Source organism: Parabacteroides goldsteinii (assembly GCF_020091425.1).
GTDB classification, from domain to species: Bacteria; Bacteroidota; Bacteroidia; order Bacteroidales; family Tannerellaceae; genus Parabacteroides; species Parabacteroides goldsteinii.
Genome location: NZ_CP081906.1, coordinates 5979632 through 5996105, shown reverse-complemented (window position 1 = coordinate 5996105; position 16474 = coordinate 5979632). Strand labels below are relative to the sequence as shown.

Annotated in this window: 18 protein-coding genes, 2 pseudogenes and 1 riboswitch; of the genes and pseudogenes, 9 read left to right on the top strand and 11 right to left on the bottom strand. The window is 40.3% G+C overall.

Features of this window, described 5'->3' with window-relative positions:
- Positions 1-148 precede the first annotated feature (148 nt).
- Together K6V26_RS24535 and K6V26_RS24530 are read right to left on the bottom strand one after the other, a co-directional pair.
- Positions 149-301, bottom strand: a complete 153-nt coding sequence (locus K6V26_RS24535) for a hypothetical protein (RefSeq protein ID WP_224264138.1) — start codon at positions 299-301, stop codon at positions 149-151.
- An 11-nt stretch (positions 302-312) separates the two neighbouring features.
- Positions 313-1032, bottom strand: a pseudogene (locus K6V26_RS24530) (agmatine deiminase family protein).
- A gap of 328 nt (positions 1033-1360) precedes the next feature.
- On the opposite strand from K6V26_RS24530, the gene K6V26_RS24525 reads away from it, so the two are divergent.
- The 3 genes and pseudogenes from K6V26_RS24525 (at position 1361) to arsM (ending at position 3667) form a co-directional block, all read left to right on the top strand.
- Positions 1361-2347, top strand: a complete 987-nt coding sequence (locus K6V26_RS24525; protein WP_224264137.1) for a sensor histidine kinase — start codon at positions 1361-1363, stop codon at positions 2345-2347.
- A gap of 108 nt (positions 2348-2455) precedes the next feature.
- Positions 2456-2781 (top strand): annotated as a pseudogene (locus tag K6V26_RS24520) (ArsR/SmtB family transcription factor).
- A gap of 76 nt (positions 2782-2857) precedes the next feature.
- A complete protein-coding gene (gene arsM, locus K6V26_RS24515) occupies positions 2858-3667 on the top strand; it encodes an arsenite methyltransferase (RefSeq protein WP_009860065.1) in 810 nt (269 codons plus the stop codon).
- Positions 3668-3783: 116 nt separating this feature from the next.
- On the opposite strand, the gene K6V26_RS24510 is transcribed toward arsM, so the two are convergent.
- Together K6V26_RS24510 and K6V26_RS24505 are read right to left on the bottom strand one after the other, a co-directional pair.
- Positions 3784-4575 carry a class I SAM-dependent methyltransferase gene (locus K6V26_RS24510; protein ID WP_224264136.1) on the bottom strand — a complete coding sequence of 264 codons (792 nt, stop codon included), beginning with the start codon at positions 4573-4575 and terminating at the stop codon, positions 3784-3786.
- Between the two features lie 93 nt (positions 4576-4668).
- The gene (locus K6V26_RS24505) at positions 4669-6315 is read right to left on the bottom strand and encodes a sigma-70 family RNA polymerase sigma factor (protein WP_224264135.1); all 1647 of its coding nucleotides are present in this window, start codon (positions 6313-6315) and stop codon (positions 4669-4671) included.
- Between the two features lie 129 nt (positions 6316-6444).
- On the opposite strand from K6V26_RS24505, the gene bla reads away from it, so the two are divergent.
- Both bla and K6V26_RS24495 read left to right on the top strand, forming a co-directional pair.
- Positions 6445-7497 (top strand): subclass B1 metallo-beta-lactamase, long type, encoded by a 1053-nt coding sequence (bla, locus tag K6V26_RS24500; RefSeq protein ID WP_224264134.1) that lies wholly within the window; start codon positions 6445-6447, stop codon positions 7495-7497.
- On the top strand, positions 7494-8216 hold the full coding sequence (locus K6V26_RS24495; protein WP_224264133.1) for a carboxylesterase family protein: 723 nt from the start codon (positions 7494-7496) through the stop codon (positions 8214-8216). Before bla ends, K6V26_RS24495 begins: the two co-directional genes overlap by 4 nt.
- Here the strand turns inward: K6V26_RS24495 and K6V26_RS24490 are convergent.
- The gene (locus K6V26_RS24490; RefSeq protein ID WP_224264132.1) at positions 8202-8621 is read right to left on the bottom strand and encodes an ACT domain-containing protein; all 420 of its coding nucleotides are present in this window, start codon (positions 8619-8621) and stop codon (positions 8202-8204) included. The genes K6V26_RS24495 and K6V26_RS24490 overlap by 15 nt on opposite strands.
- A 190-nt stretch (positions 8622-8811) precedes the next feature.
- Here K6V26_RS24490 and K6V26_RS24485 point away from each other — a divergent pair, with 190 nt between their 5' ends.
- From K6V26_RS24485 to K6V26_RS24475, 3 genes are all read left to right on the top strand, one after another.
- Positions 8812-9162 (top strand): hypothetical protein, encoded by a 351-nt coding sequence (locus tag K6V26_RS24485; protein ID WP_224264131.1) that lies wholly within the window; start codon positions 8812-8814, stop codon positions 9160-9162.
- 195 nt (positions 9163-9357) lie between these two features.
- Positions 9358-10641, top strand: a complete 1284-nt coding sequence (locus tag K6V26_RS24480; protein WP_224264130.1) for a hemolysin family protein — start codon at positions 9358-9360, stop codon at positions 10639-10641.
- 8 nt (positions 10642-10649) lie between these two features.
- Positions 10650-11282, top strand: a complete 633-nt coding sequence (locus tag K6V26_RS24475; protein WP_010800909.1) for a DedA family protein — start codon at positions 10650-10652, stop codon at positions 11280-11282.
- A gap of 112 nt (positions 11283-11394) precedes the next feature.
- On the opposite strand, the gene K6V26_RS24470 is transcribed toward K6V26_RS24475, so the two are convergent.
- The 6 genes from K6V26_RS24470 to K6V26_RS24445 all read right to left on the bottom strand — a co-directional run bounded on the left by K6V26_RS24470 (position 11395) and on the right by K6V26_RS24445 (position 15470).
- Positions 11395-12018 (bottom strand): LOG family protein, encoded by a 624-nt coding sequence (locus K6V26_RS24470; protein ID WP_046146058.1) that lies wholly within the window; start codon positions 12016-12018, stop codon positions 11395-11397.
- Between the two features lie 99 nt (positions 12019-12117).
- Positions 12118-13641: a BACON domain-containing protein gene (locus K6V26_RS24465; protein WP_224264129.1), complete on the bottom strand. Its 1524-nt coding sequence runs from the start codon at positions 13639-13641 to the stop codon at positions 12118-12120.
- Positions 13642-13725: 84 nt separating this feature from the next.
- Positions 13726-13938: a GNAT family N-acetyltransferase gene (locus tag K6V26_RS24460; RefSeq protein ID WP_262905189.1), complete on the bottom strand. Its 213-nt coding sequence runs from the start codon at positions 13936-13938 to the stop codon at positions 13726-13728.
- Between the two features lie 35 nt (positions 13939-13973).
- Positions 13974-14219 (bottom strand): MBL fold metallo-hydrolase, encoded by a 246-nt coding sequence (locus tag K6V26_RS24455; RefSeq protein ID WP_224264127.1) that lies wholly within the window; start codon positions 14217-14219, stop codon positions 13974-13976.
- A gap of 11 nt (positions 14220-14230) precedes the next feature.
- The gene (locus K6V26_RS24450) at positions 14231-15283 is read right to left on the bottom strand and encodes a winged helix DNA-binding domain-containing protein (protein WP_224265877.1); all 1053 of its coding nucleotides are present in this window, start codon (positions 15281-15283) and stop codon (positions 14231-14233) included.
- A 1-nt stretch (position 15284) separates the two neighbouring features.
- Positions 15285-15470, bottom strand: a complete 186-nt coding sequence (locus tag K6V26_RS24445; RefSeq protein WP_224264126.1) for a hypothetical protein — start codon at positions 15468-15470, stop codon at positions 15285-15287.
- Between the two features lie 107 nt (positions 15471-15577).
- Positions 15578-15704: riboswitch (FMN riboswitch) on the top strand.
- A gap of 127 nt (positions 15705-15831) precedes the next feature.
- On the opposite strand from K6V26_RS24445, the gene ribB reads away from it, so the two are divergent.
- Positions 15832-16467: a 3,4-dihydroxy-2-butanone-4-phosphate synthase gene (ribB, locus tag K6V26_RS24440; RefSeq protein ID WP_224264125.1), complete on the top strand. Its 636-nt coding sequence runs from the start codon at positions 15832-15834 to the stop codon at positions 16465-16467.
- Positions 16468-16474: the final 7 nt, after the last annotated feature.

Below are 16474 nucleotides of genomic sequence, written 5' to 3'. Positions count from 1 at the left end.
ATTTTTTAGTTATTAATTCAAAGTACTAACAAAAATACCTCTTCACTAAGAGTTATGCCCAAATATACACATGTTGCTTTAGAAATCAACAATTTATTCAAAAAAAACTACACAATTATAATATCCTGTATCCTGAAAGATACCGAAGCTAACTTTCAGGATTATTCCTCCGCTTCATTTCTTTAAGTATCTTCTTTTGATTTTTAGTAATTTTACTTGTTCCATTTATCCAACGCTGAAGCTTTACTCCAATCCAGAATAAACCTACAAACACTAATATGAAAATAATTAACTCTTTCATGTCTTCACTTTTTACAAGGTTATACATTCGTTTTCACAGACTTTCATTTTTATATTCCACGTAATACAATTAAGTACCCCACCATCTAATGCAATTTCATTGGAATTTATGGGAATTACCTCACAATGAGGAAATAAATCTTTCGTATAATCAAGTGCTATTTCATCCATATTTAAACCAAATTGAGGGAACAGTATATAATCTTCAAGCTGCATAAAGTTGATATAAATTCCTTTAGCAGTACAATCTCCATCATCGTTCTTTTCATCTACGAATTCTGCAGGAAACGGGATAATATTTAAATTTGTATTTTCCAGTGCTTTATTCATCTTAGCTTGCCAACTCTTACTTTCACTGGAATAATCAGCAACCAATAAGTCTGTATCGTTCATAAATCAGACCATTCCATCTGCATGTCCTGTCATTTCATACGGAGCTTGAGGTATAAAATAAACATTCCCCACACCAAGTTCTTTTTTAATTATGTTTTTAATCGCATCTTTATTGAACTTTGGATTGTCTTTCAAGACCTTTTCTGTAAGAATAACACAAGTACCAGATTTCACAATATTACCTCCATCAATAACTAAATCAATCTTTTTAGCATTCATCTTCTGATTGACTCTAACTTCGGAGGGGATTGTCAATTTAGAGATATATTTTGGTGAAAGATAATAATCGGGAAAATAATCAAATTGAACAAAGTCATTTATATCCGTTTGAACGGGCATATAGTCCCTACACCAAATATCACGGGTATACTCTATGAAACTATATCCGTTTCTTTTATTAACGAACTGAAATATACAAAGTTGGTTTCTTTATCTGTAATCATATTATCTAGTTTTATAATACAAAATTAGACAGACCGAAAAAAGAAAAGCTACTCAAAAGTGCAAAAGCTAATCACTTCCCGTATCTTTAATATCGGTTTGATAGAAATCATCTAAACTTTAGACAATTCCGGAATGTGATTGCCAATAAACCATACGTTCAACTAAAACTTGAGTACTTTGCATTTACCTTGTCGGTTTAAATTGTACTTTTGTGACAAAGGATATGTTGAATCGCAGATTACATCGGATCATTATCGGAGGAATAACAGGAATCGTGTTATTCTCACTCATAGGTGCCTGGCTTTTAATCAGCCGGACTTCCCTATTCTTTGCTTTTATCTGCATCTGTATGATCATAGCTTTGGCTATTATGCTGATAAGGAAAATGGACAAGACAAACCGCCAGCTAGAAAGTTTCTTCAGCGCAATCAATAACAACGATTTCAACGCCCACTTCACAGAAAAAGGGGACGATAAATTCCTGAACGGGTTATTCCGGGTGATGAACCGGATTATCACACAATTTGAAAACAATCATACCGAATTAGAGGAACGGCGATTCTATTACGAGAGTATCATTCGGGTATTGACACATGAAATCAGAAACTCCATTACACCGATAGCCTCTTTGTCAGCCGACCTGATTAAATATAATAATGAATACGGAAAAGAAGGAACAATTGACGGACTGCAAACCATTAACCAGCAGGTGCAGCAGCTGAATATTTTCCTGAATGCCTATCACCGGTTAACACACCTGCCTGACCCGGTCAAAGCAAAAGTTCAAATCAGTTCTTTGTTCGACAAGCTTGAACGGTTATTGAGTTCGGAACAAGGCAGTGAGAATATCCGTTATATTTCACCGGAAAACATAGAAATCTTACTGGATCAAAACTTAATAACACTGGCACTCATTAATCTTATCCGCAACGCCTTACAGGCCACCGCAAATAACCCAGAGCCACAAATCAGGGTTGAGTCAGGAAAAGAAGCTACCTTTTCATTCATACAAGTAACTGATAACGGGGAAGGCATTCCGGAAAACCGACTGGAAGATATCTTCACTCCCTTTTATTCCACCAAAAAAGAAGGAAGCGGAATAGGACTGCCACTATCCCGCCGCATTATGCAACTCCACGGCGGAGAACTTATTGTGACCTCAGAGCCGGGAGAAGGAACAGTGTTCCGCATGACATTCCCCGGCTTTTGAGACCTGTCAAAATCATACTAAACCTTTAAATTGACTAAAAAGACCTAGTTACATTTGGATAGCAGAATGTTATTCGTAGTTTTGCGAACAACAAACAGTAAAGGAATAATGAAAACAAAACAATATACAAAAGAACAAGAGCAGATTGCCCGTTTTGCTAAAGCGATAGGACATCCGGCACGGATGGCTATTCTTAATTTTTTAGCCAAACAGGACAGTTGTTTTTTTGGGACATCCACGAAGAACTACCAATTGCTAAAGCTACTGTTTCACAACACTTAAAAGAATTAAAAGATGCCGGATTAATCCAGGGAGAAATAGAAACTCCTAAAGTCAGGTATTGTATCAACCGGGAAAATTGGGAACTTGCCCGCAATTTATTTGCTGCTTTATGGAATAATTGTAATTCTACGAATACATCGTGCTGTGAATAACAGCACCTTTTTTTGAGAATATTGTTCGTGTTTTTACGAACTAATACTAATAGATTTAATTTAACATAGAGAGAATATGAAAGAGAATCAGGATTTAAAAGAATTGGTAAAACAGCGTTATAACGAACTAGCATTAGATTCCGATACGCTAAAAGGTTGCTGCTGCGGCAAATCCCCGGCAACCCCATCAAAGAAAGTATTCACTATAATGAGTGAAGACTATAAAAACCTAAAGGGATATGAACCCGATGCTGACTTAGGAGTTGGATGTGGATTACCCACCCAATATGCCAACATCAAAAAGGGGGACACCGTTATCGATTTGGGTTCAGGAGCAGGAAATGATTGTTTTATAGCCCGCTCGGAGGTTGGTGAAAGCGGCAAAGTCATCGGCATTGATTTTGCTCCTCAAATGATAGCTAAAGCACGAGCCAATGCACTCAAGCGGGGATATACGAATATTGAATTTTTAGAAGGAGATATTGAAAATATGCCTTTACGGGACAATACAGCAGATGTGATTGTCAGCAACTGTGTATTAAACCTGCTTCCTCAAAAAAATATTATTTTCAAAGAAATCTACCGTGTATTAAAACCGGGCGGACATTTTTGCATCTCTGATGTCGTACTGAATGGGATATTCCCCAAAGAGTTTACCGACAATGCTGCTATGTATGCAGGCTGTATCGCTAGTGCCATTCAAAAAGAAGACTATTTAGCAGAGATAGAAAAAGTGAATTTCACAAATATCCGTGTGGAAAGGACTAAGACAGTAATTATCCCCGATGAAGTACTATATGAACATTTGGATGAAAATACAATTCAGAAATATAAATCAGGAAATGTCGGAATCTACTCAATTACGGTAACAGGAGAGAAACAATAGATAATCTAATAGTTTTAACCTTATATAGATAACGGTTATCAGAGTTAATCAAATCTCTCTCTAGCTGTTATCTACAAAGGTTAAAATGACCATTCTTAAATATAAATTGTAGTCATTCAACTCTCTTTATCTTCTGTTTTCTTCAACAAATAAAAGCAACTTGTACTAAAGAAGTTTCTCAGATACGGAATGGAAGAAAGAACTCTACCCAGCTTTCGCGGTGATAATCCGAACTTAACCTCATAATGCGGATTTATAAAAAATAATTGCTGGTCAACAATCTGATAACCCGCCTGTTTTACAAGATTCCGGAACATTTCAATGGTACATTTCGTTTCTTTAATACTCAGCAACTCCTTTATTGTATCTTCTTCTTCACCGCCTGTATCCAGTATCCATTTATATAAAACCCGTGGAAGCAAATGTATGAAAGGAAGATGCGAAACAACCCTGCCCCGTGCTATCTGCTGATGTCCGCCAAACGGCATCTGCCAGGCAGGGAAGGCGATAAAGATCACACCACCAGCCGACAGATAACGTTTCATACCGGACAGGAATTGAGATTTATCATTGATATGTTCAATCACATCGTGTATCAGGATAAGCGGAAAATGCTTTTCCAGGTCTTTTAATCGGAAAATATCAGATGCGATAAAGGTCCCTTTCTGATTTCTTCGGGCGAAGAATGTTCGAGCCTGCTCTATTCGTAAAGTGGCAATATCCACTCCGACTATTTCACAACCTGACTCGGCAAAAGGGAGCAGATTACCTCCTTCGCCACATCCTACTTCCAAAACTTTCTCCGGAAGGTCACCCACTATTTGCTTTATATATGGAATATAATATTTCCGAGTCGTTTGTGCCTGTTCTTCAAAATAACGGTCACGGTTGATATGTCGTTCCTGCATCTCTTTCCTGTTTTTAAATATCTATAAGTATGATATTCTTTCAGGCAAAAGACTGCGTGGTTAAATCATTTTATTGAAACTTATTGTTTTTCCCTACCAACTGAAACGTAAGCCGACAGGAACCGTGAATGTCACCGGGTGCTCTTTCCGGATAGTACGCAACCCGCTTCCGTCAGGAATATAATAATTGACAGTAGGCTCTATATAGAGACTGATGCGGGGAGTGAAATGATATTGTACACCTGTACTGGCATTAATCGACCATTGTAGAGGTACATTCAACGACTGACAGCCCATACTCATAGGTATGCTGTCCGTAATATGAGAAGTTTGAAGCGTCCCTTTTAACGGAATATCAAGTTGCATACCCACTGTCGAGTAAAGCGAGAAATTCCTGAAATTACCCCAGCGATAAGAGACACGGAAAGGGATTCCTAGATAATGGATTTTTTGTGTTTCCTGAATACGGAAATCATTACCTGTGGTAAAGTCGGATTTCAGGAAAGTATATTGCAAGCCCGTTTCAAGGCTCCAGCGTTCGTTTAATTTTTTATTTGCCGAAAGCCCAATGGTAACAGGGGAATAGTGGTGTTGACTTTCTACAATATCTCCCTGATTGTTTTTTGCGATATTCATTATCGTAACTGAATCGCCCAAAGTACCTTCCTGATAACGGGCATTCAGGTAAGTGTAATAATCCTCCCAGGTGCTTACCTGCTGAGGAAGATCAGCCCCTACTCCACTGTCAGAATGGGGAGTAGCAATCAGTTTGTATATATTCTGAGCTAGTTGCGGACCTAACGAACCTGCCAGCATAAACTTCCACGCTCCTGCTTTCTTTTTACGTTGCACGGAGACAAAACTTCCTTCCGGACACAAACCGGAGATAGTCGCACTTGGCAAATCAGAAATAAACAACGGCTTATCAACAGGTGGCACACTTATCGTAATATTCCCGGCAGGTAAGATAGGCGGAACTTTTCCTGCATCCGCCAGCGGTGGCGCACTAATCAGTTCTGGTAATTGTGAACGTTCTCCCGTACCGGAACGAACCTCCTGTTCCTGTGAATCGGTCTGCTTGTCTTCCTCCCTTTTTTCAGCTTTCGGTTGACGTACCGCTATCTTAGGCTGATGGCTTTGTTGTTTCTTTTTCCAGGGCAGATAATTGTAGAATAGCGGGATAAGAAGCAGCAGCAACATTATAATAACCAGGCGACAATCGACAATCATCTTTTTCAGCAACGCTTTCGCACGATGCAATTGCGAAGATGATGAGTGAGGAGCTATATGCAACAAGTCACCTATCTCTTTATGAGGCAACCCTTCAAGCACCGCCAGCTTGAACACCTTCGAATAACCTTCGGGAAGCCCTTCCACCAATTCCATCAACTGGTCATACGATACCAAATCAGCCATGAAAGGACTTTCCGCAGGTTCATCTTCTTCAGACACATCAGACAGAGGAATGGTATTAACCATATTGTTTTGACTGAGATAATGAAGTGCGATATTCTTCATCACGACTCCCATCCAGCTTTCCAGCCTCTCAGGATTACGCAATGAGCCGATGGAAGTAAAGATAACAATGAAACCGTCATGCAGCAGGTCTTGTGCAATTTGTCTGTCGGGCACATAACGAAGGCATATCTTCATCATCTTTCCCGAATAAGTTTTATAAAGCTGGTTTAATGCCTGCTCATCACCTTTTTTGCACAAATCTACGAAGTCCTCTCTGTCCATGTCCCACAACATCATATAACTATGATGCGCTAATATGGAAAAGACTGCATGGAGTCTATGCTTTTAACACTATAATTTTGATACCTTTGTACACTCTGACTAAAACAGCAGAGCCACAAGAAGATAATCATGAGAAAATTCATCACACTCATTATATCCGGATTAATCTTTATTTCCTGTTGTCCTATATCATACGGACAAGAAGTAAGTATTTCTGAAAACCTCAAAATAATAAAGTTAACAGAACATACTTACCTGCATACGAGCAAGGACAATAATGGTATTATATTTATTAATAAAGGAGAGGCTATCATTGTTTCCACACCGGAAACAGAGATAGAAACCAAAAATCTTATTAATTGGGTTAAAAACCAAAAACTAGAAATAATAGGATATGTTATAGACCGGTGGCATCCCGATGCTATGGGTGGAATCAATGCAGTAAATAGTTACGGCATAAAAACATTTGCAAATGAACTCACCCGAAAGATATGTAAAGAGAAAAATTTACCTGTTCCTCAAACAGGGTTCAATCCAAAGTTGGAGCTAACCGTTGGTGGAGAGAAAGTTATCGCACATTACCTGGGAGCAGCACATACTGAAGATGGCATTGTCGTATGGATCCCTAAAGATAAGGTCTTATTTGGGGGGAATGAAGTGAGAAGTATCGGAGGTTGGTATGGCAATATAGGTGATGCTAATCTAAAAGAATGGTCAAATACAATACTAAAAGTGAAAGAAAATTACGGAACCGCAAAGATCGTAATTCCCGGGCACGGAAAATATGGAGGTATCGAGTTACTTGATTATACAATTAATATATACAAACCTAGTAAATGGGGGCATATTTTAAAAACAAACCAAATACAAGCACAACCTGTATTCAATGATTATGATGATATATTTGAAGTTGCACAATCAGATTCCATCGTAGGGAATAAACGCTATTTAAAGAATGCCGTCGTTTTTGTCAATCACAGTAAAAAATACCTGAAAGTGACCTCTCCGGAGATTATACATAGTGTAGATGATAAAATGATTTTTTCAGATTCCGGTTACCTACAAATATTCAACAAAGAAACAAATGAGTTGATTGAAGAATTGTATTATAAGCAACTCTATGTAAATTTGAGAGAGGATGAAGTTGAATGGACAATTATAATAAAAGAAGCAATAAGATGAGAACAATATATTTACTCCTGATTTTTACTTTTTATATCTGCGGGTATATCAACTCACAGTCAAAGTCCAGAGCAGACTATGATTACCTGGTATACTTACCTAAAGATTATTCCAGGCAAACCAGAAATTATCCTCTTGTAATCTATCTTCATGGAGGATCGCATAAAGGGAATGATTTAAACAAATTGAAGGAGTACGGATTGCCTTATTTAGTGGATCAGGGTAATGATTTCGATTTTATTATTGTATCGCCCCAATGTCCCGATAATAAATATTGGTCTTCGGATAATTGGTTTGAACCGTTATATGAAAAAATAATAGCAAAATATAGGATCAATCCCGATAAAGTATACCTCACCGGAATAAGTATGGGAGGATACGGTACATATATCGTTGCAATGGATCATCCTGATAAGTTTGCAGCAATAGTACCCTTATGTGGAGGTTGTAATGACAGCGATACAACTCGTATATGTAATCTCAAAAATATTCCAATATGGGCGTTTCATGGAACTGCCGATAATTTGATACCTATCACAGAAACAGAACGAATTGTAAACACATTAGATAAATGTGAAGGAAAAATTAAGTTTACAAAATTAGAAGGTGAAGGACATGGCATACAGTATCTTTACGAAAAGCATCCTCAAATATATGAATGGATGCTTAAGCAAAGTCGATCCAATAATCCGCAAAAACAAACGTCAGGCGTTAACTAAAGATTCTGCTTGTAATTCCATTACAGCCTCCATCGCCTGCCCAGCTTTCTCCTTCTGAATAAATATATGGTCGTGATAATAAGCCGCTACAACATTAGCACTGATATCTTTTGATGCTAGTTTTGTGGCTATGGCAGCGGTTAATCCCACGGCATTGAGACTTGAATGAACTGTGAGTGATATTAATTTATAGACAGTATCAAAACGGATACCGTTCGATGACGCATCATCTGTTGTAATAATTAATGTCAATCCCTCTTTTTCCCGAAAAGTACCAATCAGGGTTAAATCCGTTATTGCCTCCATAGAGAGGGGATTATCAAACGTACAGAATACAAATTCCCTACTATCTAATTCCGGTTTCATAGAAGACAATAATATCTTCAAATCCTCAATTCCTGCCATAAGTTTATTCATTAGTTTATAGTATACTCACAACAAATATAATACTCTTACGGAAAGAAACATGAGAAAGATACTCAAATAGATGGATGTTAAAGCAAATTCGTTAAAGTAATACAAAAACGCGTTGAATACTATGTACCGAACAGACGAATATGTATTTTCGTACCCAAATTCAGCTGTACATTATTGCATGGCATTTACGCAACATACGATTTATACTGTCAAAGCACGGGCAATCTGTATCATCATGTTATTCCTGGTGTTACTCGATGTATTCGGATACGTTGTGCCCAATTATGATACACATACAGCAGACCAGACGGAAATTTCCAACCAAGCGGAAGATACCGATGAGCCGGGTAATACGGACGAACTGTTTTACCGCAACGGGAGCCGTCCCGTTCATCCCCTGATTCCGGTTTGTTCCGTACCGCTTCCCGACCTGTTCACACAGCTGGTTCATATCGATTACTATATACCCGTTAACAACAGGCCTGCCCCACGGCAGATACATTCCTTGTTCTGTACGTTCCTTATTTAGTACACAGCCATATTCTTTCACCGGACGAAAGCATAATATCATATATTATAAGACTGCTGTATCATATATTATGATACTCCGTTCGCATATATTATAATATTCTTGTATCATATATTATGATACTACCACCGTATGCAAACTCTCCGGCCCCGCCCATAAGACATTTAAATAATAAACTAAAACAGTATCATTTTCATGAACGAAATAATAATAATCATTTCACTTATCCTATTGAACGGCATATTTGCCATGTCTGAAATCGCATTAATCTCCGCCCGCAAATCGAGCCTGAACACTGACGCAAAGAAAGGCAGTAAAGCGGCCAAACTGGCCCTAAAACTGGCAAATGAGCCGGATCGTTTCCTCTCGACCATTCAAATCGGCATCACACTGATCGGTATCCTGACCGGTATCTATTCCGGTGCAGCTTTGACGGACGACTTCTCGGTTATCCTGAAGAATTGGGGAGTATCCCCTCTTTACGCATCCCTCATTGCCCAGGGGTTGATTGTTGTAGCCGTCACTTACCTGACCTTAATATTCGGCGAACTTGTTCCTAAAAGAATCGGTTTGAGTATTGCAGAAAAAGCTTCCAAAGTTGTTGCCCGCCCGATGTATATCTTATCGCTGGCAGCCGCCCCGTTTGTATGGCTGCTGTCGAAAAGCACTTCCTGCATGTTCAATCTGCTGGGCATAAAGGACTCGGATAATAAGGTGACGGAAGAAGAAATCAAATCGATCGTACAGGAAGGAAAGGAAGGCGGAGAAGTACAGGAAGTAGAGCAGGACATCGTCGAACGTGTTTTCATCCTGGGCGACCTGAAGGTCAGTTCCATTATGACACAGCGGAATGATATCATCTGGCTGGACCTGGATATGGATAAGAAGCAAGTGAAAAAGACTATCGAACAGGACTTATATGAAATGTATCCGGTGACCGGTAAGAAAAAGGGAGACGTGGAAGGGGTCATCTTTCTGAAAGACCTGGTTCTCCATCTGGATACACCTGATTTCAATCTGGAATGTATCGTCCGCCCGGCTTTCTATTTCCATGAGAACATGAGTGTATATAAAGTGCTTGAAGAAATGAAAGAACAGGGAATAAGCCGCGCTCTTATATGCGATGAATTCGGTATGTGCCAGGGAATTATAACACTCAGGGATATTCTGGAAGCCTTGTTAGGCACCATCAACGATACGCAGAAGGAACCGGAGATTATCCAACGGAGCAACAACGACGGCTGGTTGGTCGACGGACAGTGTTCTTTTTATGATTTCCTATCTTATTTCGATAAAGAAGATTTATATGAAAGATGTAACTATCATACGGTAGGAGGATTATTGCTGGAACAGTTGGGACATATCCCCCAATCCGGGGAACAAGCCGAATGGAACAACTTCCGCTTCGAAATTGTTGATATGGATGGAGCCAGAATAGATAAAATACTGGTTCAGGTACCCAACGATAATAATGCATAAAATACCCTATGGACTTTTCAGATCTGATCCAATGGTGCCTGGAACACCTCAGCTACTGGGTGATTTTAATCCTCATGATACTTGAAAACTCGCTGGTCCCGCTACCATCCGAGTTGATTGTCACACCTGCCGCCTACAAGGCGGCAAACGGTGAGATGAATATTTTCCTCGTGATACTTTTCACAACCTTGGGAGCGCTCATCGGGGCGTTAATCAATTACCATCTCGCCCTCTTCGTCGGCAGGCCCATCGTCTATAAATTTGCCGACAGCCGTTTCGGCCATCTGCTCGGCATAAACCGGCAAAAGATAGAGTATGTGGAGGCATTCTTCCTGAAACACGGCAAGATATCGACTTTCTTCGGAAGGTTAATACCGGCCGTGCGACAGTTCATTTCCATCCCTGCCGGACTGGCACGAATGCGGCTTCCCGCCTTCATCCTGTTCACAACACTCGGTTCGGCCATCTGGAACAGTATCCTGGTGCTGCTCGGATATTATCTGGCACAGATACTACCGGAAGACCGGTTGCTGGAAGAACTGGAGAGATACAGCAGGGAAATAAGCTATGTTTTTGTGGCATTGGTAACACTCGCCCTCATTACCTGGTATCTGAAAAGGAAACTAAAAGCATGTCGATAAAACCCTCGCTACACGTAAAGAAAAATATACGGCCGAAGCACGGGAGAACTTCTCCGGGAATATTTTCGTCCCTGAGGATATGGAGATAATCAAATTATAAAACCGGCAACGATCATTTATTCAAAAGTCCCGCCCTGTTCAGCCACTTACCGACTGACGGGGCTTCGTATTTTCTCATTTTATCCAGCAGGTCTTCTATATTGTCGCTGACCAGAAGCATTTCCCTGTTTTCTTTTCGGAGGAATCCTCTGTCGACCATTGTATCGACCAATGCCAGAAGGGCATCATAGAATCCGTCTACGTTCAAAAGAGCTACAGGTTTCCGGTGAAGACCTAACTGGGCCCAGGTCAGCATCTCAAAAAATTCTTCGAGTGTACCGAAACCTCCCGGAAGGGCAATGACACCATCAGAGAGTTCATTCATTTTCGCTTTCCTCTGATGCATGGTATCGACCATCACAAGTTCCGTCAGATTCAAATTGGCAATCTCCACTTTCTTCAAAAAAGCAGGTAAGACCCCGATGGCTTTGCCTCCATTTTCCATGACTCCGTTGGCAACAGTACCCATCAATCCCACATTGGCCCCGCCATAAACCAATTCAATGTTTTGAACGGCCAACGTCTTTCCCAATTCGTAAGCCTGTTCTTCAAATATCCGCTCTGTCCCACGGCTTGAACCGCAAAAGACGGCGATTCTCCTGATTACTTTCTTCTCTGCATCACTATTTTGTAACATACGTATATATTTCGTTTGTATCTGTTTATCCGGTCATCGAACAACTTACAAAGATAAACTTTTTCCGGCAGCCTTTTCTATAGTTAATGTAACCAGGAACTATTCCTCTGCTCTACAACTAAACGAAATACTATTAAGCGAATGATCCGTATAATCGGACAAACTGAATTCAACGGGATAAATACAGTCTTTCTCCTTTAAAATAGCCTCTTTATAGGCATTTACGACATCCAAACCACCTTTTTGGGTCTGTACATTCTTGTCTTTATCAAAATAGACATAGCAAACATCTACCGCAGAAAGGATATTCGTTTCTTCCTGAGACAGAGATTCACCGGCTATTACTTTATTTATCGCCAATCGGACATCACGCGAATCTATATCCGACTCTACGACCAACAATCCTATCCTACCATAACTCACAGAAGCGACATATGAAACGCCTCTCCCTTTATCAACCTCCTTCAACTCTTCTTTTATAAGTTTTTCAGGACGATCCATGTCCAGCGTGAAAAGGATTTGTTTGAATGAATAAATCAGTCCGTACTTTCTTGGCATTTCTTTCTCTAAAAAAGAAACACCCGACACAGCCTCATCCAGCTTTACTCCCAGATTAATCATACCTGCCATGTATAACTGTTTATGGCTATAGAAATCAAACGTCCCATTGTCTATCTCAAAAGAGACATTCTGATCAGACATATTTTCCATGATTTGCCGGGCAAATGTATCCTGCTCTTTCTGAGAAGGAACATAAGTCTTTACAACTTCTTCAACAGCAGCAGATGTCGAAATGGTTATGGGATTGAATGTATATCCGGTAAATTCAGGGATATTAATATTTGATTGGGCATTATGACTCACAAGATTACCCAAATAAATTTTATCCTGAATAGCGGGATTTATGAACATACTGTTAGTCCATGCATTGCACCAACTCAGATCGCCCGTAAATTCCAGTTGTTTAAAAGAAAAAATAGGCAATCCCGGGGATATAGCGATATCACGAAGACCTGACTGATTGACTTCCAAAACCCTTTGTCCGAACTCTCCTGAAAACACGACCTTAGCCTGTCTCCCGTCAGGGCTGCGATTCTCTGCTATGTTAATGGTTATTTCTGTTGATTCATCTCCGGAGGAAGGGGTAATGGAGATCCATTTAGGAACAATATATACTTCCCACGGTCTATTGGTGGTTAACTTTATAGTTTGTGTTCCTGCAAAACAACCCACATCCATGGGGTTTCTACTAAACTCAAGAAAAGGATCCACCTCCTTCAAACCCAATTGTTCCACTTCCAACGTCTCCGTTGCTTTTCCATGGGAAAATTGCAGAGAAGCCTTTCTTCGTTCAACCCCTTTATTTTCTGCCACCTTGATAGTTACCATGCCATAACCATCGCCCGATGTAGGACTGGCCGAGATCCAATCCGGAATATCCTGAATCTCCCACAGACCATTCGCCATAAGATCTATGCACTCTTCCCCTCCTTCCTGATTTATTAAGAGAGAAGTTGTATACAATTCGAGCGTATCTTTTTCTCTTTCCAGCTTACTACAGGAAATGGATATTGTCAGTAGGAAAAGATTGATTATTAAAAATAGAAACGGTCTGTTATTCATTGTTCCAAGAATTTATACATCACATAGATAAACAGGCGGCAAGTTATAAAAATATTTTGAGAAACATGATCTGACAGTAAAATATCAACAAATTATAACCTTTTCCATCAAAATCATAGAAAGGCCTCCCATTTTTTCTTTCGAAACGATATGGTAACCTACTTTTTCATACAAATGTAAGGTATTGGGCGTTTCCTCTCCGGTAAACAACACTAATTTACGGCAAGCCGGAAAATACTTTTCAATTTCATACATCAGGGCCTTACCGATTCCCTGATTCTGATATCCGGGATGCACAATCAATTTACCGACATGGCAAACATCATTGCTATCTACATACCCCCGGACCAATATTGCAATCCACGGGTATGGTCGTTGTGCCCATGGGACAAAGCGATTACAGAGACCTGTGCCAGGTCTATCCCCAACGCCTTTGCATTACGGATGTAAACATCCGAATAACCGGTATCGAGCAACAAACCGGTTTCACCGTCTTCTATATAATAACAGACTGCCGGCTCCCCCAGATAATACTGATCTATATATGTATTATTATCTACCAATACCGTTAGTTTCATAAATTTCTCAATTAAAAATTATAAAAGGCCTTATATCTCTCCCCGGCCTCTTCCAATGATTCTTTATTTAAATCCGGACATTCGATGAAGAAGGATGTTTCAAACGAAATTCCACCTTTCTTTTTTACTTTTTTCCAGTTACCGACAATCTGCCCGTTATATAAAATGACCGGATAAAATATTCCGAAATTATTAAAGGCCTTCGGATGGTGTTCTTTATCCATCGCAGCGGTACGATCTTTGTAACTGATAAGATATTCATCAAAAGGAGGCATAAAATGTAATACATTGCTAGCCCTGAACTTTTTGTCCCACAGCTGATGGAGAAACAATTCCTGCGAGGCAAATTTCTCTTTATTCAATTCACCGTCGATTGCAGCAATTGCCTGACGTGCCTCTGCCACAGGTAAGCCCGACCACCAGACAAAATCACTCAGGCTGGCCGGCGAATGGCTTCTGAAATATTTTCTCGCAAGCAAAGCCAATGCTTCCTCCTTATGTAATTCTTTAACCTTAGGAGCACGTTCTTCCAATAGAGCATAGGTCGCCTTTTCTTTTCTATCTGCTCCGCTGCATATAATACCTTCCTGTTCTGCCCGTGTGAAAAGATAACCTAATTTAGGAGAATCAGGCATAATACCAGCCTTCACAATCTCATCTTCCAATTCTTGTTTTGTAAGATGGTTATTACCCTCCAATACCTTTTGAAACAAATCATTCGCTTTGGTGTAGGTACTTTCAGGAATATCCACTCCGTTACCTTTAGCAAAGGAGTTGCACGCTGCTATGATCCGTTGCGACGATAACTTCAGCATCCAACGGATATCTTCCGCTGCTACCAGATGCCAGGTGGGACGCATCACATGAGTCCGCAGAATATTTCCCCGCTGATACGCATCGTTAATAGTCTGTAATGTAGCTGATTTCAGCCGTATTCCCAGCGCCCACTTAACCATTCTATACTCCTGTGCCTGGACAGCTCCCATCCAGGAAACCAAATCCTTGGGATCTTTAAATTCCGGACGAACTAATTGCTGACTTCGCAAACGGATATCGGTGAGCATCTTACTCATATTTTTTGAAGTTATACTTATTACGCAATAGCTGTTGCTCATCCGCATCCAACGATATGAAATAAGCTTTCCAACCCGGACAATAATCAATGTGCCAACGCCAGAAACGACCTAATAACGACCGTGGATTTTTTTCAAATTTCGCCCGTATCGGGCATTTGCTGCAATTGTGTCCCATGATATTTTATTGATTAATATTTCTACAAATATAATTATTGTTTTCAGAATTGCACTTTTAATCTGTTTATCCTGTTTGTTTTCCTAATTCTTTCTATTTTTGTGACCAGTATTCTTCGGGGCAGGGCGTAACTCCCTACCGGCGGTGACAGTCCGCGACTCCTCTGCAAAACAGAGGACTGACCTGGTGGAAATCCGGGACCGACAGTTAAAGTCTGGATGAGAGAAGAAGACAATAACGATAGTACGACAATTCTACCGGCATAGTCATTATGCAGGAAAAATGTTGTATATAGTATTCCCTCCTGCCCTGTAGCAATATGTTAACGATTTAACAACTACTTAAATTACAGGGTTTGAAAATGAAAACGATCAAAGATTTCGGTGTTGACTACAAAGAACGTGTAGAAAAGGCGATCAGCTGTTTACAGGCAGGAAAAGGTATTCTGCTGGTCGATGACGAGAACAGGGAAAACGAAGGAGATATTATCTATTCCGCAGAAAAGATGACAGTAAAAGACATGGCTTTGATGATCCGTGAATGCAGCGGCATCGTATGCCTGTGCCTCACTTCCGAAAAATGCAGATCACTCGGTTTGCATCAGATGGTAGACGACAACACCAGTAAGAACCAGACAGCATTCACCATCTCGATAGAAGCCAAAGAAGGGGTAACCACCGGAGTCTCGGCTGCCGACAGGATACAAACGATAAAAACGGCAATTGCCCTAGGTGCCAAACCGGAGGACTTATCCCATCCGGGACATGTTTTCCCCTTGCAAGCCAGAGATAACGGCGTTTTAGAACGAAGGGGCCACACCGAAGGAAGCGTAGACCTGGTGAAACTCGCCGGTCTGGGAGACACAGCCGTTTTATGCGAACTGACAAATGAAGACGGGACAATGGCACGCATGCCGGAAATCATTAATTTTGCAAAAAAACACGGGATGACAGTCGTCTCAGTCGACGACATATGCCGATTCAGGACAGAGGCTTAGTTTCGCA